This window comes from Shinella sp. GW821-FHT10F02, assembly GCF_058809275.1.
This window is the reverse complement of record NZ_JBXASL010000010.1, coordinates 263,745-277,379: the sequence shown is the minus strand read 5'-3', so window position 1 is coordinate 277,379 and position 13,635 is coordinate 263,745. Positions and strand designations below refer to the sequence as shown.

At 54.7% G+C, this 13,635-nt stretch carries 21 protein-coding genes; 9 read left to right on the top strand and 12 right to left on the bottom strand.

Going from position 1 to position 13,635, the window contains the following annotated elements; all coding sequences use genetic code 11:
- Positions 1 to 22 precede the first annotated feature (22 nt).
- Positions 23 to 1,285, bottom strand: coding sequence for a terminase large subunit domain-containing protein (locus tag AC1RWL_RS28695; protein WP_493096837.1), 1,263 nt, complete (start codon positions 1,283 to 1,285; stop codon positions 23 to 25).
- Positions 1,286 to 1,410: 125 nt separating this feature from the next.
- Positions 1,411 to 1,878, bottom strand: a complete 468-nt coding sequence (locus AC1RWL_RS28690) for a DUF5681 domain-containing protein (protein ID WP_493158560.1) — start codon at positions 1,876 to 1,878, stop codon at positions 1,411 to 1,413.
- Between the two features lie 70 nt (positions 1,879 to 1,948).
- On the opposite strand from AC1RWL_RS28690, the gene AC1RWL_RS28685 reads away from it, so the two are divergent.
- Both AC1RWL_RS28685 and AC1RWL_RS28680 read left to right on the top strand, forming a co-directional pair.
- The gene (locus tag AC1RWL_RS28685) at positions 1,949 to 2,605 is read left to right on the top strand and encodes a hypothetical protein (RefSeq protein ID WP_493096835.1); all 657 of its coding nucleotides are present in this window, start codon (positions 1,949 to 1,951) and stop codon (positions 2,603 to 2,605) included.
- Positions 2,606 to 2,705: 100 nt separating this feature from the next.
- Positions 2,706 to 3,416 (top strand): Abi-alpha family protein, encoded by a 711-nt coding sequence (locus tag AC1RWL_RS28680; RefSeq protein WP_493096834.1) that lies wholly within the window; start codon positions 2,706 to 2,708, stop codon positions 3,414 to 3,416.
- 556 nt (positions 3,417 to 3,972) lie between these two features.
- On the opposite strand, the gene AC1RWL_RS28675 is transcribed toward AC1RWL_RS28680, so the two are convergent.
- Together AC1RWL_RS28675 and AC1RWL_RS28670 are read right to left on the bottom strand one after the other, a co-directional pair.
- Positions 3,973 to 4,716 (bottom strand): hypothetical protein, encoded by a 744-nt coding sequence (locus tag AC1RWL_RS28675; RefSeq protein WP_493158558.1) that lies wholly within the window; start codon positions 4,714 to 4,716, stop codon positions 3,973 to 3,975.
- A 241-nt stretch (positions 4,717 to 4,957) separates the two neighbouring features.
- On the bottom strand, positions 4,958 to 5,896 hold the full coding sequence (locus tag AC1RWL_RS28670; RefSeq protein ID WP_493096832.1) for a putative phage abortive infection protein: 939 nt from the start codon (positions 5,894 to 5,896) through the stop codon (positions 4,958 to 4,960).
- Between the two features lie 411 nt (positions 5,897 to 6,307).
- Between AC1RWL_RS28670 and AC1RWL_RS28665 the strand changes: the two genes are divergently transcribed.
- Positions 6,308 to 6,787 carry a hypothetical protein gene (locus AC1RWL_RS28665; protein ID WP_493096831.1) on the top strand — a complete coding sequence of 160 codons (480 nt, stop codon included), beginning with the start codon at positions 6,308 to 6,310 and terminating at the stop codon, positions 6,785 to 6,787.
- 160 nt (positions 6,788 to 6,947) lie between these two features.
- On the opposite strand, the gene AC1RWL_RS28660 is transcribed toward AC1RWL_RS28665, so the two are convergent.
- The 4 genes from AC1RWL_RS28660 to AC1RWL_RS28645 all read right to left on the bottom strand — a co-directional run bounded on the left by AC1RWL_RS28660 (position 6,948) and on the right by AC1RWL_RS28645 (position 8,543).
- On the bottom strand, positions 6,948 to 7,211 hold the full coding sequence (locus tag AC1RWL_RS28660) for a hypothetical protein (protein ID WP_493096830.1): 264 nt from the start codon (positions 7,209 to 7,211) through the stop codon (positions 6,948 to 6,950).
- A gap of 18 nt (positions 7,212 to 7,229) precedes the next feature.
- Entirely contained in the window at positions 7,230 to 7,586 is a 357-nt protein-coding gene (locus tag AC1RWL_RS28655; protein ID WP_493158556.1) for a hypothetical protein, read from the bottom strand.
- 300 nt (positions 7,587 to 7,886) lie between these two features.
- Positions 7,887 to 8,375, bottom strand: coding sequence for a hypothetical protein (locus tag AC1RWL_RS28650; RefSeq protein ID WP_493096828.1), 489 nt, complete (start codon positions 8,373 to 8,375; stop codon positions 7,887 to 7,889).
- Positions 8,376 to 8,396: 21 nt separating this feature from the next.
- A complete protein-coding gene (locus AC1RWL_RS28645; RefSeq protein WP_493096827.1) occupies positions 8,397 to 8,543 on the bottom strand; it encodes a hypothetical protein in 147 nt (48 codons plus the stop codon).
- A 137-nt stretch (positions 8,544 to 8,680) separates the two neighbouring features.
- Between AC1RWL_RS28645 and AC1RWL_RS28640 the strand changes: the two genes are divergently transcribed.
- From AC1RWL_RS28640 to AC1RWL_RS28625, 4 genes are read left to right on the top strand one after another with little or no spacing between them, the layout of a single operon-like run.
- On the top strand, positions 8,681 to 8,851 hold the full coding sequence (locus AC1RWL_RS28640) for a hypothetical protein (protein WP_493096826.1): 171 nt from the start codon (positions 8,681 to 8,683) through the stop codon (positions 8,849 to 8,851).
- 14 nt (positions 8,852 to 8,865) lie between these two features.
- Positions 8,866 to 9,504 (top strand): phage replication initiation protein, NGO0469 family, encoded by a 639-nt coding sequence (locus AC1RWL_RS28635; protein ID WP_493096825.1) that lies wholly within the window; start codon positions 8,866 to 8,868, stop codon positions 9,502 to 9,504.
- A gap of 5 nt (positions 9,505 to 9,509) precedes the next feature.
- Positions 9,510 to 9,908 (top strand): NinB/YbcN family protein, encoded by a 399-nt coding sequence (locus tag AC1RWL_RS28630; protein ID WP_493096824.1) that lies wholly within the window; start codon positions 9,510 to 9,512, stop codon positions 9,906 to 9,908.
- Positions 9,905 to 10,147: a hypothetical protein gene (locus tag AC1RWL_RS28625; protein ID WP_493096823.1), complete on the top strand. Its 243-nt coding sequence runs from the start codon at positions 9,905 to 9,907 to the stop codon at positions 10,145 to 10,147. Before AC1RWL_RS28630 ends, AC1RWL_RS28625 begins: the two co-directional genes overlap by 4 nt.
- 236 nt (positions 10,148 to 10,383) lie before the next feature.
- Here AC1RWL_RS28625 and AC1RWL_RS28620 read toward each other — a convergent pair whose 3' ends face one another.
- Positions 10,384 to 10,731: a RusA family crossover junction endodeoxyribonuclease gene (locus AC1RWL_RS28620; protein WP_493096882.1), complete on the bottom strand. Its 348-nt coding sequence runs from the start codon at positions 10,729 to 10,731 to the stop codon at positions 10,384 to 10,386.
- Positions 10,732 to 10,832: 101 nt separating this feature from the next.
- Here AC1RWL_RS28620 and AC1RWL_RS28615 point away from each other — a divergent pair, with 101 nt between their 5' ends.
- Positions 10,833 to 11,315, top strand: coding sequence for a hypothetical protein (locus AC1RWL_RS28615; RefSeq protein WP_493096822.1), 483 nt, complete (start codon positions 10,833 to 10,835; stop codon positions 11,313 to 11,315).
- On the opposite strand, the gene AC1RWL_RS28610 is transcribed toward AC1RWL_RS28615, so the two are convergent.
- Positions 11,316 to 11,630 (bottom strand): hypothetical protein, encoded by a 315-nt coding sequence (locus AC1RWL_RS28610; protein WP_493096821.1) that lies wholly within the window; start codon positions 11,628 to 11,630, stop codon positions 11,316 to 11,318. It abuts the gene before it with no gap.
- A 215-nt stretch (positions 11,631 to 11,845) separates the two neighbouring features.
- Here AC1RWL_RS28610 and AC1RWL_RS28605 point away from each other — a divergent pair, with 215 nt between their 5' ends.
- The gene (locus AC1RWL_RS28605; protein WP_493096820.1) at positions 11,846 to 12,340 is read left to right on the top strand and encodes a hypothetical protein; all 495 of its coding nucleotides are present in this window, start codon (positions 11,846 to 11,848) and stop codon (positions 12,338 to 12,340) included.
- Here the strand turns inward: AC1RWL_RS28605 and AC1RWL_RS28600 are convergent.
- Together AC1RWL_RS28600 and AC1RWL_RS28595 are read right to left on the bottom strand one after the other, a co-directional pair.
- A complete protein-coding gene (locus AC1RWL_RS28600; RefSeq protein WP_493096819.1) occupies positions 12,337 to 12,921 on the bottom strand; it encodes a hypothetical protein in 585 nt (194 codons plus the stop codon). The two genes, AC1RWL_RS28605 and AC1RWL_RS28600, sit on opposite strands and share 4 nt — an antisense overlap.
- On the bottom strand, positions 12,918 to 13,625 hold the full coding sequence (locus AC1RWL_RS28595; RefSeq protein WP_493096818.1) for a helix-turn-helix domain-containing protein: 708 nt from the start codon (positions 13,623 to 13,625) through the stop codon (positions 12,918 to 12,920). The genes AC1RWL_RS28600 and AC1RWL_RS28595 overlap by 4 nt, the downstream gene beginning before the upstream one ends.
- Positions 13,626 to 13,635: the final 10 nt, after the last annotated feature.

The window sequence follows — 13,635 nt, the reverse complement described above, 5'->3', positions numbered from 1 at the left end:
AGCTAATTATCATGTAAAGCAATTACCACGGGGAGTCGCGACGGCTGAACCCGGATGCGACGAGCTTCTCCGTTGACGCGATGGTCAAACCCGTCATCACCCCATAGCGCAGGGCGTCCAGCCGGTGGTCGTTGACCTTCTTGACCCTGCCCTTCTCGTCTCGGGCATAGGACCGGCGCTCGGAAAGGAGCCCTTCGCAGTTGGAGAAGATCTTAAGGCGGCCGGTGAGCATGCGCTCGAAGACCTCCTGTATACCCGCTTCGACCGAGTTATCGGCAGTGGTGAGCTTCAATCCGTGTTTCTCATAGGCGGCCAGCAATGCCTCTCCATCCTTCTGGCCGACGCTTTGTCCGGACGGGTCGCATGCAACCGGTATCCATGCGCCGCGGGCAAGGATATTGTTCGTATGGGTTTGGGGTGGCAGCTCGGATTGCGCGTATTCGCTGTAGGCGTAGACCGAGTCAGTGTCTGGATCGAGCGCCAGCCATATGACGGCAGTAGGGTTCGTCCACCCGAAGTCCATGCCGGCGCAGCGCTTGAAATGTTTGGGTATCTCGAAAGGGTCGCAGACAATCCGGCTCTCCTCAATGGGATAGATCATACCCGAACCAATGGACGGCACCCCGCGCATCCGCGCTTCCAGCTCATGCGGCCGGGACGCAAAGCGCTTCATCAGGTCGTGCCGCTCTTCGACAGAGAGGTGGTTGTTGTCTTCCCAGCCGGCCTGCACGAAGACGCGCCCATCCACCGGTACGCCGGAAACCATGCGGTCAAGGTAGTTGGCAATGAGCGGTGTCATACCGCCGAGCGGCGTCATGGTGGCGAGGATGACGCCTTGCACCTTCTCGCCGACGGCGGCGGTTTGCATAAAGCATTCGTCATACACATCCAGCGGCGGCTCTTCGTCGAGGTGGATGGCGTGCTTGTGCGTCCCCTGAAACTTCGCCCTCCCCTGGTCATAGGACTTAAACCCGAGTTGACTGACCCTGCCACTTATATGCCGGACGAGGACGGTATCGACGGCATCGGCAATTCCGCGTCGCGGGGACATGTCAACGATAAGACTGGGAAGGATTGCGCCCCGCGTACCCTTGCTGGGATTGCCGAGGTACTCGCGCTGGAGAATATCGCGGGTGGTCTCACTGGTATCAGAGGCGGCCCACGCATCAACGGGCTCTGTAAAACGCCGACCTACCCACCATGCCGGATACTGGCCGGTGAGGTGCATGGCCATTTCGTTGGCGCCGCAGAAGGTCTTGCCCACACGGTTACCGGCAAGAAACAAGCGCTCACGACATGCGGCACCAAGGCCGTGGAAACTTTCCTGCTTCGGGTGGGGCTGGTAATGGAGGAACCGACGACGATACTCGTCAAGGACGAGCTGTGGGTTGCTCGCGAGTATCGCGGCGTCTATTTCGTGACGCTTCCCTTGATTACCTTGCTGAGCGCCTCGATTAGTTCATCAGGCGCACCCTTCAATTCATCAGCTGTCGTGTCCACGTTCAGGTTCGTGTTGATGTTCTTGGTCGCCTGCTCCGGCTTCCCTTCCAGCCGGTCAAGAACACGGTCAATGCTCCAGCCCTCCCCCTTTTTGGCGTTAGCTACCATCTTGGCCAATATAAGATCCAGTTGATTAAAAGTTCCGGTGTGGCCAGTAAGCGGGCACACGCCTTCCTCTACAAGTTCCAACAGTTCGCGAAGGATGACTTTGCTTGCCCGAAGACCTTTAGGGCGGCCTGCGGGATTGCCTGATTGCCCTTTTGGAAACGGCCTACCAACAGAGCGCCCGTCCGGGCGAATCTTCGCTGCTGGTCCACTGTTTGGCATATCAAAAGCATACCTCCGTAAGACAGAGCTGACAATAGCTGTGGATAACATCACTATACGCGGTATGTATCCTTTTCACATAGCATCTGATATGTGATTGGTATGTTAAGGAGTGATGCTAATGTCCGACATGAACGCCTTGAAACGTCGCCGTTCAGAGGTTCTAGCTCAAATTGACGCGCTACGCGATGATTTACAGGCCCTTGAACGGGAGCTGTTCGAGTTGGATATGGCGGGGAATGTTCTGTCGCGGGTTACCGGTGCGGCTTACGTCGATGATACCGTTGTAACCGTTAATCACACCAACCGACGTGCAGAGCGTTACTTTTGCGCCAATTTCGATGGTATGACCAAACTGTGGGGGCGCACCAATACGAAATCCTATTCATGCGACCATCTATCGAAGCTCGGGCGCAGTGTTTCAGTTGATCAGTTTTCATTCTGGCATGAGCTTTATGGAAAAAAGCGCACGATGCCGGTTATGATTGAGGCCGCGCTACGCTTTGCTCACAGTCAGGATAAAAAAGCCCTGACACCAAAAGAGATCGAAGAAAACATCTGCCTCATTTTCGGGGCCGTTCCCGAAACACAGAACGTTAACAGCGTCGCTTGGCGCATGGCGAAATCGGGGACTCTGTGCAAGGCGAAAGATGCGCCTCAGTACTGGTTGGCCGATATGGATAAGGCCGCTGACGGACCTTTGCGGGGCACCTCATCAGCGGCCTCCGATAAACCCCGCGCGCAAGGGCGTGAAGCCGTTCCGGGGGGTGGTACATGATAATAGCGTAAGCCGTCATCACGGTCGGTCTCGCCCAATCGGCGGGGCCGACTTTCGCAATATATGACATCGCCCATCCAAATTCAAACGAGCCCCCCCCATGAGCGAAGACACAGCAGCGAAGATCGTCAAGGAGCTCGTTGACCAACTCCCCGTCAAGGAAGCATACGACGACGCCCTCGCCCCCGGTATGAAGCAGACCGGCAAACTGATCGAGGATATCGCCAAGACGGTTAGGCTGATCCTTTTTCCTCTACAGATCGCCGCGGTACTTCAGGATAAGTTCTCTGCCTTCCTAAAAAAATCCGTTGAGGCTGTGCCCCAGCCGCAGCGTATTCCGCCGCCTCCCCAAGTCCTTGGACCCGTCCTTGAAGGAATCAAGTACGAGGATGAAAGCGGTGACATATGGGAGATGTACTCGAATCTTCTGAGCAACAGCATGGACACCGAGGCGGCAAATCTCGCTCACCCTGCTTTCCCATCCATTATCAGGCAGCTCGCGCCCGATGAGGCTCGACTTCTCATGTCTTTGTTTGGCAAAGAAGGTGAAGAGGGTAAGATTTTTGCTCAGCTGAAGGGCGACAAAACGGGCCGATTTGTGTTCAATGATTGGCTAAATATCACCCAGGGTATCGAGCGCGAATACCTAGATTTTTCACAGAACTTTGACCTGTACTGCCAGCATCTCGTCGCTCTGAACCTTCTACAGCAAACCTATATCCATGATCAGAAGAACAGTGTGTACGGGTTCACTGTCTCACCACTGGGGAATCATTTTTTGCGTGCGGTCACCCGCGCATCAGCTGCATGATCCGTAGGAGACGCCTGCGTTCTGTTCGTCGGGACACTTCTTCACGGGATAATGATGGCGCAGCTATGGGTTGTTTGCAACTATTCTGATAACTGATTTCCTTAATCCACTTTCAGCGCAAGGCCGGGCCATGAAAAGTCACGCTTCAACCATGTTCATCGCAACGTTCCTAGCCGCGATTGCAGCTCAGTCACCCGCTAACGCATATGACTTCGATTTGGACACCCGACACGAATTTTTACAGTCTCAAGTAGATAAGATTTGTCGAACGGGAGCGTTTAATTTCGACGCGAGCCCTGTGGAAGATACCACGTTCATGCTGTGTGAGATTCTCAAGGTGGTGGATAGGCAAGCCGAGAAAATTAAATCGCTCGAAGAAGATGTCAGAACCATACGACGAGAAATGCCCTAAGGCTCCGCCCTCGCGGCAAAACGCTTCGACGTCCTCAATGTACTCAAGCTTTTAGGCACTTGGCCCGTCCAAGGGCTCGGCATTTCCTCAATAGACATATCTTTCCCCAACTAACCCCCACTTTCATGCATAACACGTACGACATCAAGTCACATCTTTAGGATGCTCCAATACGCTATGCAGTATTTTTGAACCGTCATGACTTCCATCTTCAATAGATAGGTTGTCCTTTTTGGTCTCAGCAGCACTTTCCGACACCTTTGACAGTAATGCTCTTCGCTCTTCAATGCGTGCATTTCGATAATCCAATGCGTCTTGATTCCACTTCTTCCATTCATACAACCTTTGAGCCGCCTTGTTTGGGTGCAACCTGCTGCTCAATCTATCTTCAATGCTGTCTTTCTCCAACCACTCATATAGCTTCCGCAACTCCCGATATGCCGGTTCCCACGTTTTAAAAGATTCCTCAAAGTACACTTTCCACCACCAAACAAATGTTGGACCGAAATAGGGCGTAACGAGCTCTCTTGGGACAGATCCACGCCGCACAACCGCCGACATCCTTTGAAAGAACCGCATCACAACGAGCAAAGGTAATACCTCATCCTCATCATTATTTTTGCGAGCCTCTTTTAGAACTGTATCTATGTCTTCAAGGACATGCTTATCAGCTACGCGATTTGCTTTGTTCCTTAGACGTGTCATTGCCTCGCCATTAAATTCTTTATGCAAATCGTATATTGTTCGTTCGCGTCCGATCTGCCTCGAAAGCTGCGACCGAAACCGATAAATAACATAATTCGAGATCAGCATCGCTAAAGCGATTGCCAAAAAAACAACATAAAGCCCGAAGTTACGATATAGCTCTTCCCACACAATCGCCTCCATTCAACGAAATTTGTTGCGATTATGCTTTGATTTTATTTTCGCACTAATGAAAATAGATAGGACCTGCTATGCGTTTTCAATCGGTCGAAAGGGAGAAGTAAACCAACGAATAAATCACAGGGCTCCGCCCTCGCGCGCATCAATACCCTTCCGCCCATCTTCGATGGTTCCCCGCGAAGGATATTGACACTTGCCACCCGCCGTTCGCCACGAGGCAGGAGTGCTGGCACTCCGACGCCAATCAAATTCCCGCAAGTTTAATTTTCAGAAGTTTCGTTAGCTGCTTAACTGTGTCAGCGTTTAACGAGCTGAATATTTGATCGTGCAACTCTTTAGCAGCCTTTAGGACAGATGCCTCTTCATTGAAGGCCTGACCGTCATATAAATTTCGATGCGAGGTCTCTAATAATTTGCCCGGAGGCAAGTTATCAAAGAGCGCATACTTTTCCATGTATACCTTGAATTTTGCCCCTTGGTCAGTCAATCCATTATAGAACATGAGAAGCAGCTCAAAGTCAGATATCTGCGCCCTCAAAATCCGAATATAACGGATTTTATCGACCTGACTCTCATCTATTAGCCTAACAATATTATAAAGGTACCTGTAATAATGACCGAGGTCTTGGCTGCAATCTTTCCAGAATATTTGGTGCGCAGTAACTATCCTGTCATGCTCCGTTCTGGTGACACTGGTCCTTTGATAGTTTTCGTCCAGCTGCTTATAAAAATGGCGAAAGCAGTCACGCCCCCGCATTAGGTTCCCGTTCGCGAGCTGGATGTCCATCGAGTTCACGATGGTGTTGTGAAGCGCCAGCATCTGGAAAAAAGTAGATTCGAAGTTTTGGACGGCCAGAGCAGACAATTGCCCCTCCAGCGCGGCGGCCGAGCGTTTAAGCTCCAGGCGCGTGTCCGCTAGCTCCTGTTGCTGGAGCACAATCGTTATAAGCAAACCCATGAAGGTGAGGAAGGTAAGCAGGGGATTCAGGATGCCGCCCACGAAATCGCCAAGCGTTCCTACGTCTGTATCTTTCGGATGCAGGTAAATGCCAAGGACAAAGACGATGACGACCAGCGCCGCCGCTATCACGAAAAGCCAGAACAGTGTGACCCGCGAACGCTGATTCCTAGGGTCGATCAGACGATTAAACGCCCGCCAAGGTGCGCACCCAAGTTTCCGCATGTCGTTCCCCGAATCAATGCACTGCACCACTCTCGCTATTCGTCGGGGATAATACAATGATGGGTTGTCATAGGCGGCTTCACAGCAGCCTCAATCTCTTCTCGGCAGAGAGAGAGCGCTACATGGCTTGGCAAAGGACAGGTGGGCGCTTAAAAAAATACTCCGCTACCATACTTCCATTTTAAATTGCATTTGCTAATGTCTGCTTCATAAACAACAGGGGCGAAAAATGAAACAGGCGCCAGTCGAAGAAAAATCACCTCCATACAGCTGCGAAGAAACTACAAATATAGCCCGAGGTATGGGGCGCTGCATGTTATGCGGCTGTGGAGGATACAAGGGTCATACAGGCGCGGGATGCGGCAGGTGCGGTCACTCTCCATACGATCATGAGTAAAGGGGACGCCAAAGATGTTTGATTTTATCAAGAGCTTCTTTTCGCAATCCGTTCCTGATCGTTCATTTACCGCACAACCGGCAGCACGACCGCCGCAGCCCGTCATTCGCCACAACCTCACTAATATTGTTTGCACTGTAGCGGGCCAACCATCGCGGTATCGCCGACCCAATTACAATGGATCGATCTTTTTCGAAGGAACAGAGCTTAGGTTACAAAGCCTTGTGAGTTTCGATAAGTTCGATCTAAGCTTTCAGAGCATATTTGACTTCGCAGATAACGGCGACGCACTGTACGTAGTAATGTGCGCATTCGAGTTTTTAGGGGCTCAACGCCACCTTCCGGTTGCGGTTGTAAACCGCACAAACAAGAGCTTCCACATTGTTGAGGGGTACATTTCGCAAGCAAGCGAGAGCGATCGTGGAGGCGATTCTCAACTCCGGATCGATATTGAAAACTATTGCCGCTCTACGCTCAAAGTGACGATCGAGTAACTACCGTCCGACGAAAGCGGTACAGTCACCCCGTATTTTCCGGTTGGTGGGCATGGCAGAAGCTCAATCCGTTCCGGCGTAACGTGCATGGCCTCGCACTCAACCGGATGCGCCGACCGCGCGACAATAACCCCGCTCTCGTCATAAATATCCACATCCGTTACTTCCCTTGGGTTTTGTCTTTGCGGACGTAGACCGTGACCGGCTTCAATCCGTCGTGCTCCAGCATTTTGGGAGGCGGAGAGCTTCGGCCCGACATCACACCGGCCAGCTGTTGGGCATAAATCCCGTACATTTCAGCCGTGTCACGGTGCCCTCCTCGCCGGTTGCCGGTTGAAGTTGTGGCATGCGCCTCCTCAATGCGCTTGGCGATAGCCGCAAGGTAATCCTCGCGGGTCACGCATTCGAGTTTGGTGGTTTTCACATGATGGTCTTTCGTTGATTATTTGCAGCCGCGCTGGCGTGTGCGCCGCTCGGTCTTGGGCTTTTCCCAGTTGGCCGGCAGCTTGTTGGTCCACTTGTAGACCTTGTGTTTGCCGTGACCGGACTTGTTATCCACCAGCTTCTCGCTTTTGGGGTGCCCGAGGGGATACAGAACTCCCATGGCACGCAGACGGAAGATCATCTTGTATGCGTCGTTTGTCCGCATGTTCAGGATGTCCCGCACGGTGATGCTGCCGTTGGCGACAAGGTGACGGATGGCACGGGCCTGCACGCCGGTTTGCGAGACCGTGGGTTCGTTGGGCGGAGTGAGGCCGAGGAAGGTCTGGAGGGAGACCATAAAGGGGAGTTTCATCACTTACCGCCCTCCACCAGCAGGCCGGCACCCTTGCAGAACGGGCACGCGCGCGAGGTTACGGACCAACCTTGCTTCTGGTGCTTCTTCGCCTCCGCGCCGGTGAAATCTTTGTATACCGTATGGGGGGGCTCGCCGGACCGCCATGCTCAACCTTTTGGGCGGAGCAGATGGTACCGGTGCCCGCGCATGTCGCACATTTACCAAGGGCAGCGCCGTCGCCGTTGGTGAACGGCACTTCCTTATATCGCAGCGGGAGCGGAGCGCAGCCGGGCAGTTCGATGGGCTTTGTAGAGCGAGCCATTACGCTGCCTCCCCTTTGCCGATAAGCGCCATGAACTCGTCAATCCATTGCAGGGCGAGTTTGGCAGGCTGGCTGGTCTCGGGCGTGTCGCCCTTGCGGATGGCAAGAAAGAACCGCTCGGCCGGAGAGCCGGAATCGGTCTTGATGTCCGCCATGGTGAACGGGGATACGCCGCGCGTCTTCGCAATCGTTCCGCAAAGACATGCGCAAGGGCCGGAGTAAGTCGATCCGTCTACCCTGCCCTCGATGAGGGCCGTGCGCAGCGCGGGGACCTCGGGAATGGCATGGGCGATGATGCCCCATATGTCGTGCTTGATGATGCGAAGGTTCGCCTCCGACAGGTTCGCCCACGACAGGTCCGCCTTCGACGCGAGCGCCGCCTTGACGGCCAGGCCGAGCTTCACGCCGTACGAGGCGCCATCGTCGCATTGGATTTCTGCCTCAAAAACCACCGACCCATTGAACCGGTGCATAATGTTGAATTTCACGTTCCTCGCTTTCTCTTAGGGTTACAGGCTGGCCAACCATGCGGCGGCCATGACGGCGCCGAATGCAAAGCCGACGATTCCGGCGTGCACGGTCATGCGGTTGCTCCAGTAAAAATCTGACGCTTTATCCAGCAACGTGAGCGGATGGACAGGATTATATGTAGTCATTGTGTTGCTCTCCTTTGTTATGGGAGAACGCTGACACGTATATTTTGGGTTGTAAACATATTTTATATGTAATTTTTTGCAGACATATCTTTTGCGCTGGGGGATGATGCTTCCACCCAACAAAGGAGAAACGAAGAATGAGCCGTGCTTCGCGCGACTATGAAGAGCATATATTTGCTGGGAGCTATCCGCTCTCCGGCATCCAGACCGAAAAGTGCAATGCGGAGCGCGTAACGCGCGCTATCCGCATAGCTGAAGAAGCAGGTTACAGCGTAACCACACACACCATCAAAACTGAAACTGAATAACGAAAGCGAGGAAAATGGGATTAATAGCAAGCAATAACGGCGGAAACTTTGAACAGCCGCCCGCCGGCATCTTTCATGCCGTATGCGTCCAAGTCATCGACTTAGGCACCCAGACCAACGAATACCAAGGCGAAACGACCAAATCCCGCCAAGTGCGCATTGCATGGGAGCTGCAAGGCGCAGACATCCTCGGCGGCGGCGCCAGCGGCTTCATGTCGAACGGCGAGCCCTTCTTGGTCTCTGAAATCTACACCTTGAGCCTGAACGAGCGCGCGAACCTTCGCAGCATTCTTGAAGGCTGGCGGGGCCGTCCTTTTACCGAGGAGGAGCTTGAGGGCTTCGACATCGCCAATCTCCTGAACAAGCCTTGCCTCCTCGACATCGAGCACAAGGCCAAGCAGTCCGGTGGGACTAAGGCAAAGGTCAAATCCGCCAAGAAATGGCCTGCCGGTCAGGAGCCGAAGATACCGGTCAACGAGCTTACTTATTTCGAGCTGACTGATTTCAGCGCCGAGATCTATAAGGGGCTTGGCCAATGGTTGCGGGACAAGATCGCCCTATCGCCGGAGTATGCAGCGGCCACCGGCACTCCTACCCCTGTGGCCAAGGCTGCGATGGATGAAAAGCCGTTTGACGACGAAATCCCGTTCTAACGGCTATGCTGTACATCATCGACAGCAAAGAGAAGAGGAGGCAGGTGGCGGAAATCGTCGCCCGCCTCTCCTCGTCTCCCGTCCAGTGCGTGGAAATCAAGCCCTACAAGCGCAACCGTAGTCAGGCGCAAAACCGGACGATGTGGATGTGGTACGGCACCCTTGCCGACCATCTCGACTGCGAGCCGGAGGACGTGCACGAGCAGATGAAAATCCGCGTGCTTGGCGTCGAGAAGAAGGTGGTTGCCGGACAGGCACTCATCATGCCGCGCAGCACGACGGACCTAGACGTGGATGGCATGTCCCGCTTCATGGAGGCGATTGAGGCCTTGGCCGCCGAGCTGGAGGTCACGCTTCCGATGCCGGACGACTACAAATATGCGCGGTACGGCGCCGCCGCATGACCGACACCCCACCCCTTCATGACGATGCCCAGCTGCAACAGCTACGGGACACGTGGATTGCGGCCGAGAACGCCCGTACGGAAGCGTACCGCGCGTTCATGGAGGCCAACAGGAATTCCCCACTTAGGCGCGAATTAAACGCTGCCGATGCTCGGGAGAAGGACGCGCAGGCCGCTTACGCCCGCGCTTTACAGCAACAAAAGAAGAATACCCCTGATGGAACTGATACGAGGCTTTAAGCAGCTGACCGAGGTTGAACGGACGTTTATGGCTGGAAAGCATCTGGAGTTGAAGCGCGAGGCCCTCTGTTTTCAGGCCCTAAATCCGGGGCCGATAGAGTACCGGCGTGGCCATACATATGGTGGAACACTCGCCGCATCGATCAAAACTCCCCGCGAATTGAGTTCCTCAGAAGAGAAACGCGAGAAGCTCAGGCGATATCAACGGGAATATTACAGGAAATGGCGGGGGGTGCCTAAAGCACTCCGACAGCTTCCATAAGCTCTACCCGACACTGGCCTGCACCCAACTCGCCCATACCACTCCAGCGCAGTCGGATATCGACTATCTGACTGTCATCCTCCAGCACTCCCCAGCGCGTCATCGTGTCGGAGGCCGCCTTTTCGAGGTTGGCAACATCACGGCGCCGCTTGTCCGGTCTGCCGAACGTATAAACGGCTACGACGTCCCCACGCAGCTTCACGATGCCGGAGGGCTTGGCGGCATCGGCCTCTTTTTCCCATGAGCGGTATTTGGCGGTTTTGACCCGCCCGCCACGCGAGACGTTGAGGAACAGGTTGTTCACCGATGGAGGGAAAGGCAGGAGGGCAGAGAACGAAGCGATTGCCGGTGCAGTCGTTGGTTGATGTCTGATGGCAGAATACGCTATTTCAACGGGAGGGGCACGAGTTTTCGGGGGAAGTCATGAACATCGCGCGGGGGATCTTCAGGCTATGGGTGGTCCTCAGCCTGTTGTGGGCCGGGTTTGTTATAGTCATGAGCTGGGAAGACGTTCAAAACGACCGCGCATGGATTGCCGATCCGTGGTGGGAAACTAGTGCATTGGCTTCCCTCCCTGTGAAATGCGAGGACGCACGGGGCACTATAGGCAAGGATTACGCCAAAAAGGACGCGCAAGAGCCTTGGAATCGTTACCGCAACATCGGCGGCGCATGTTGGTATGACTACGCCCGTTTCCGCCAACTCTGGCCCGAGTATTCCGATTTAGATCACAATGCTCTGGAGTCGAAGCTCTACGCATCGTTGGGCTGGACCATACATGAGGACCGCGATCCCCTCTTTTTCACCAAAAAGGCGGCCCTTGTAGCGATTGTTCCGCCGATGGCATTGTTCGCGTTTGGCCTTTTGATGGCATGGGCTTTTTCCGGCTTCAGGAAAACGGCCTGACTATCGCCTCTGCATAGTCCCCTTGTACCACTTGAACCACTCGGAGCCCCGCCCCTTCTCCCGCGGGTCGAACCACTCACCACCGAAGTGGTTCATAAAGGCCTGCGCGTCCTCACGGATTGAGAAGCATTTCACATTGTACCACTCGTCATTCCAGAAGACGCGGTGACCCCGGACGCACAGGGAAAGGCCCTTGCAGAAGTCGGCTTGCGCCACCCCTAGCTTGCCAAGGCACAGCTCGCCGCGAATGGCCACCTGATGCGGCCAGCCGCGGTCAACGCCCGCTGATGTGAGTTCGCCCTTGCGATTGCTCATGGGAGCACCCTGTTGCTGCGGGGTTTTTGTTCCCATTTTGTTCTACGCGAGTCAACCTGACAGGCGATGAGTCCACAGCGATTTAAGCTGCATGGCCGCTTTAGAGGTGAGCCCGATGTGGTGGCAGATTAAATTTTTGTTAACCACTGGCGCGACGGCCGAAGGATTACAATATCAGCAGCGCATGATGTTTATTCCGAGTGAGGGGAACGAGCATGAACCAATTCAATTCGCCCATTGGCCTTTCCACGAGCCGTCTTGTCATCGCTGGCGCCGCAACGCTCATTGCTGGCGGCGCGTTCGCCGAGATAGGCGCTGAACTCTATCGCAGGACCCAAGCAGCCTCTAGTCAGGTCTATGAGGATTTCTGCCAACTGCGAGACTGCCGGGGTGAGGGCGCGCGACGCCTTGCAGACAGAAATGCTGTTACCGAACGGCGCCATGCCTACTCTTTCACGTTTGCGAATACGCGACAGACGGAGATTGAGGCGTTCAAGGCCGCAGAAATTGCCAGACAGGCAGAAGAGGCTGCGGAGAAAGAGCGTATCCGGCTCGCACAGCTGAAAAAGGATCAGGAAGATGCGGATGCAGCTGCTGCGGCACAAGCAGCGGCAGAGGCGGAAGCCGCTCGCATTGAAGAGGAACAGAGGCTTGCTGAGCTAAAAGAATACAAGGACGCTAGCGACCCTCGCCGCAGCTGGAAATTCTAAACTCCGCTCGGGAGATGATCCTCATGAACAGCAAGGGCGCCGTGCTGCCTTACAGAGGCGGCATATCGCTCTTGCCGTTCACGCATACGGGCGAAGTATTCCTTGGCCTTATGGTCAAAGCCGTTGGGAATTTCGCCTTGCAGCCATGCGTGGGTGAGAAGCCATGCAAAGCTCCGGCCGCGATACTCCGCCTTATTGGCGCCAATCACGTCCGAGAGCACATCCTGCCATGAGCTTGGCCATGCACCTTGCGGCAAGGGGCTGGCAACAAGCTGCTGATACCAAATGGACGCGCTATTGGCGGCGTCTCGCGTACGCGGAGACATCTCAATCCTCCCCCTCGCCTCCGGCTTGGCACCAAAGCTCCGGAGGATTTCCAGAACCTCGGCAGGCTCCGGCCAGCGTGGGTATTTCGTTGACGCCATCCATTGCTGGCAGGCTGCCGATAGGTCGGCGGCGGCGTATGGGCTCAAGGCACTTTCGAAGCTAAGAGCTATCGCCTTTATCTCCTGCCCTTCCTTGGTTTGTGGTTTGCCGTAACGGGCCGTCAGGGTGGCGAAAATGGCCTGGGTCTTGTTCATACGAGTTGCTTTTGATTGGTTCTATTGCCGATGAAGTCGTTCCAAAACTCCTCGTTTCGGCGCTCAAGTTCGGTTTTTGGACCCGCCATAGAACGCGGCAAGTCATTATAACGCTGCTGATTGAGGAACGTTGACGGATGCGGGACAAAGCGGCCACCATCCTTCTGCCAATCTTCGCTTTGCTTCCAGCGCTCCACACCAGCGATTATATGCGCGGCGCCCGCCCCCTTGAGAGCCTTCTCAAAAGCACGGAGGGCCACCGGCTTGCCAACCTTTTTGGGGTAGGCCTGCCAGAAGTCGTCAAAGTCGCCGTTAACCGGCTCCGCCCCCTTGGGGGCTTTGGGGGGTATTACCTTACTCGTAGTATTCTCTTCACTTGTATTATTATGCTCGCCATTTTTGGCCTGCCATTTTTGGCTGGCCACTTTTGGCAGGGCAGATGCGATGAAGATACGACGCTGGCCATGTTGGTTGACGGCAGGTTCAATGCGGATGAAACCCGCTTTTTCGAGCTCGGTCAGCCAGCGCGAGACAGTGCGCTCGCCCGCATCATAGAGCTTGGCAAGATAGCCGTTGGAGGCCCAGCAGAAGCCCTCGGTTTCACAGAGACAGGTAATTTCGCCAAACAGGAGCTTGGCGTTGGCGCTCACATTCGAGTAGCGCACCGGTGCGGGTATGACCGCGTAATAGGATGGTTTTTCCACATCCCAGAAC